This window comes from Microcystis sp. M_QC_C_20170808_M3Col, from assembly GCF_007095505.1.
Lineage (GTDB): Bacteria > Cyanobacteriota > Cyanobacteriia > Cyanobacteriales > Microcystaceae > Microcystis.
Window position 1 is genome coordinate 1 of the sequence record NZ_SFBY01000200.1, and the last position, 3,928, is coordinate 3,928.

Sequence of the window (3,928 nt, forward strand, 5' to 3'; positions counted from 1 at the left end):
AAGACCAGAACAGAGTAAATCTGTTAAGGCAGGTGCGGAACCCCGCAAGGGAAAGAAGCAGAAACCCAAATCGTGAGGTTTGGGAATCACCGTCCGTTTACGGCGGTGAGGATGTCAACTCTATCGCCTAGTTAACACTTTGAAAATAGGACAAAATCATGAACACTACGAATTCAAAACAGAAACTAAACTACATTCGACAGATCATCATCGGCATCGGCATAATTGCGATCGCTGTAGTGGTTTGGTGGCACATTCCTGATTCTTTCTGGAAATATCTTTTTTTCTTGCGTGCGCCTATTCTCTGGGGTTTACTGCTGGTGGCACTCCCTCTAATAGCTACCTTATTGCTACCAGCCATGCTGAGAAATTTATTTGTTCTTCGTGGTCCGTGGCAACTGACCTCTGTGATTGTCAGTGCAAACATGGCGGCAATAGGGGTCATTATCAATGCCTATATGCTTCTCAAAGGTGCGCCAGATCGTTTTGGACTATCACCATGGCTCGAAATTTCTGACATCTGGCAATATGGGTTGGCGATCGCTTTGAGTTTACCGATCTGCGTCACCTCTTATAAGCTTTCAAAAGAGGAAATTAAAGAAAAGAATCCCATCCAAGCAGTGATTTTCAGCGTGTTCTTGAGTTTGGGGCTGTTGTTTGCAGTGATTCAGACGAAAACCTGGATATTTACTAACTTTGCTAACAATAAGTTACTCATTAGTTTCGTTGAATTCATTACCAGACATAAAACTGAAGGCTATATTCTAGGAACACAGCCAAAACCACAGCAATTCCTTGAAGGTCATCTGAGTAACATCGCTTTTTTTATAGTTGCCTTCATCGTCTATGGCATCATTGGTTTGATATTTCAGCCACAATCTGAACCATCCGATAAGAAAAAAGAAGCGGCCGCCCTAATGTATGTGATGCTAATCATCATGATGATAGCACCCTTGTCTGGAAGCTTAACCTTCTATTTCGATTACTATCGCGTTCCTGTCTTTCTGCTCTTTGTGGTTATTGTTGCTTTGATGTATGCGCTGTTTAAGGTGGATCACTTTTTTGAATTAAACTTAAATGAGGCAAACAATCATGATCCCAATGATTTTAAAACAGCAATAGAAAAACGACTCGAACATCAAGACAAAGGAAAAGAAGAATATCAAGGAAAGACTTTAGTAGTTGTCTGTGCGAGTGGGGGCGGCATTCAAGCCGCAGGCTGGACAGTTCAAGTCCTGACGGGATTACAAGAAATGTTAGGTGAGTCGTTTACCAGGGCAATTGGTTTTATTAGCTCTGTTTCAGGTGGTTCAGTTGGAACGATGTATTATCTCGATCGCTTTGATCCCGATCCCGACAAAGGATATCCTGAGTCTAAGGAGTTTGAAAATATCTTTAAGAGTGCTACTGAAGATAGTTTGGATGCGGTAGGTTGGGGATTAGCTTATCCTGATTTATGGCGCATTATTGGGCTTCCTTTTCTCGCTCCCAAAATGTGCGATCGCGGAAAAGTAATAGAGACAGATTGGCAAGGAGAGTTAAAATGTCCAAAAAACAAGCAACATTTATCTGACTGGAAAAAACAGATAAATAAGGGTGAAATTCCCATTCCTATTTTCAATGCGACTCTAGTTGAAGATGGCCGTCGGTTTCTAATTTCACCGATGACTTTTGAGGAAGAATGTAAGGACAAAAACGTTAACGTTGTGGATTTTAATACTCTTTATCCGGGTAAAGACATGGATATTGTCACAGCCGCAAGACTCTCAGCAACTTTTTCTTATGTCTCGCCTATTTCTCGCTATGTTGGTGAAAATCCACAAGGGAATTATCATATTGCCGATGGTGGCTATTTCGATAATTCTGGTGTGGTGACGATGGTGGAATGGCTCAATGAATGGCTAGACCCCCAGAAAGGACTTAACATTAAACGAGTTCTTTTGTTACAGATCAATGCTTTTCCTGAATCTACTCCCTCGAAATCTAATATTGAGGGAGGCTGGTTTCAGGCGATAATAGGTCCCTTACTGACCTTATTCAGCGTCCGTGATACCACCCAGTTGTCTCGAGTTTCTACTGAAGTAGAACTTCTTCAACAGCGATGGGAAAATCAGGTAAAGATCGCATATTGTCCTATCTTTTTTCCAAAGAATGGTAAAAATGGTGAATATAAACCACCTCTGTCTTGGACACTAACGAAAAAGCAAAAACAAAATATTAAAAACGGATGGTGCGGAATTAAGGAGGAAATTGGCAAGCAAATTGGCAAGCAAATTGAGGAGGAGTGGAAAAAATGGGGATTTGAAGACCCATCTCAAAAATCAACCAATGAGAAATAGCCAGCTTCCTACGGTTGCGCTTTATCCCCAATAATTTAATCTGCGATCGCTTTTTTTTGACCTTCAACTGATCTGCGATCACTTTTTGAGGTTTTTATAACTGCGATCGCTCCTCAACCGGGCAAATAACCAAGTCACTATCAATGCTATCGATACCGGGAGCGGAGCGCTGGCTTCGCCAGATCGCTTCGGGCGCACCGTGGCCGAGGTGTACGCCAACGGTCAGCTAGTTCAACTTCAGCAGGTTAAGGACGGTATGGTTTGGGCTTACGATCCATTCAAGGCTGACTGTCCACAATGGAACGAAATCGAGAAAGCTTTTACCGAGGCTCGCTCGAAACGAAAGGGAATTTTCGGGGGAAACCCGATGCCACCCTGGGAATGGCGACGACGGAATCGGTAGTTTTTTATCTGTAGAGATAGAGAAATTCCGAGAGGTAAATTATGAACAGAGACATCATTACTGGAATGGACGGCGAGATTTATGCCAGACGCGATCTGAGTCGAGAATGGGGCGGGGCGATCGATCTGGGAACCGCGAGGACAGGAAAAAGTTTCGGCGTTGACGGACACTTAGGGGAAACTAATTGCCTCGGCGTTTGGGATAGTGTGGACAGACTCAGATTCAGGACTTCCCGTAACCTTCGTCTGGAACTCGCCACCGACCCCAAGGTGATCACCGAGTTAGTCCGATTCGATAGTAAGGGTGTCGCCACCGTTGTCGGTTCGGTTGAATACGGCGCTCGATTATCCTTGAATTTAACACCAGGTCGCTACGGCCTCAGTTTCTTTGTCGAGGGAGATTTGATCTCTTATCAGGTTAATGCGAGTTTTAGCTAGGGAACAAACGATTTCTAGAATCTTAACCATTGAAGCTGTTCTAGCTTCAATGGCCATAACCCAAGAAATAACAAGTTGATAGCTGAATGCTGATCGCTGATCGCTGATGACTGATCGCTAACGACTGTTGACTGATGACTGATGACTGATTACTAGAACTCTTGCAAATTAATTATAGCGTTTCCTGTTGACAAGAGGTACATTCTCAATCCTGAAAAGCTTAATCAGCAAAGGTTAAAGTGTGCCACACAGATGTGAGAACCGCTATATATGTTATAATGGTCTGTTAACTAATTTTTGGGGTAAAATTAGTTAACTAGTACATTTGCTCTGAATGAAAACCTGAAGTTTTACTTTTAACTCAAAACTCTTTAGAGCTGCTTTAATTTGGTTATCAAAACCTCTTTATTTAAGCGGCACAAACTATCTCAATTATAAAAATTGAGAATAAATTATCCTTGACTTGATTAATGTTTGGCAACTTTTAAGAAGTTGCTATACCTATCCCTAATACTAAATCCGTTGAGTATAGGCTAGTTATGAGGAGAGGCAAAAGGCAAGAGGCACTCATGCAAAGGGGAAAATAAATAATCAGTTTTTAATAACCAGATTTAGTATAACTCATAGTTATAAATAGGGTCTGCTGAATAAAGCTAAAAACCTTACAGGAAAGGGCTTTTAGCTTGATTGAGAGTCGCTCAGGTGCCCCTGAATCTGCTAAAATTACTCAAAACCCTTGCATCTTCTCT

The 3,928-nt window shown here is 42.0% G+C and carries 3 protein-coding genes; all 3 read left to right on the plus strand.

Annotation, left to right across the window (positions count from 1 at the left end):
- Positions 1–158 precede the first annotated feature (158 nt).
- The 3 genes from EWV84_RS08865 (at position 159) to EWV84_RS08875 (ending at position 3,179) form a co-directional block, all read left to right on the plus strand.
- The gene (locus EWV84_RS08865; RefSeq protein ID WP_287077710.1) at positions 159–2,339 is read left to right on the plus strand and encodes an MFS transporter; all 2,181 of its coding nucleotides are present in this window, start codon (positions 159–161) and stop codon (positions 2,337–2,339) included.
- A 139-nt stretch (positions 2,340–2,478) separates the two neighbouring features.
- On the plus strand, positions 2,479–2,742 hold the full coding sequence (locus EWV84_RS08870) for a thermonuclease family protein (RefSeq protein ID WP_353737606.1): 264 nt from the start codon (positions 2,479–2,481) through the stop codon (positions 2,740–2,742).
- Positions 2,743–2,783: 41 nt separating this feature from the next.
- Positions 2,784–3,179, plus strand: a complete 396-nt coding sequence (locus tag EWV84_RS08875; RefSeq protein WP_287077711.1) for a hypothetical protein — start codon at positions 2,784–2,786, stop codon at positions 3,177–3,179.
- Positions 3,180–3,928: the final 749 nt, after the last annotated feature.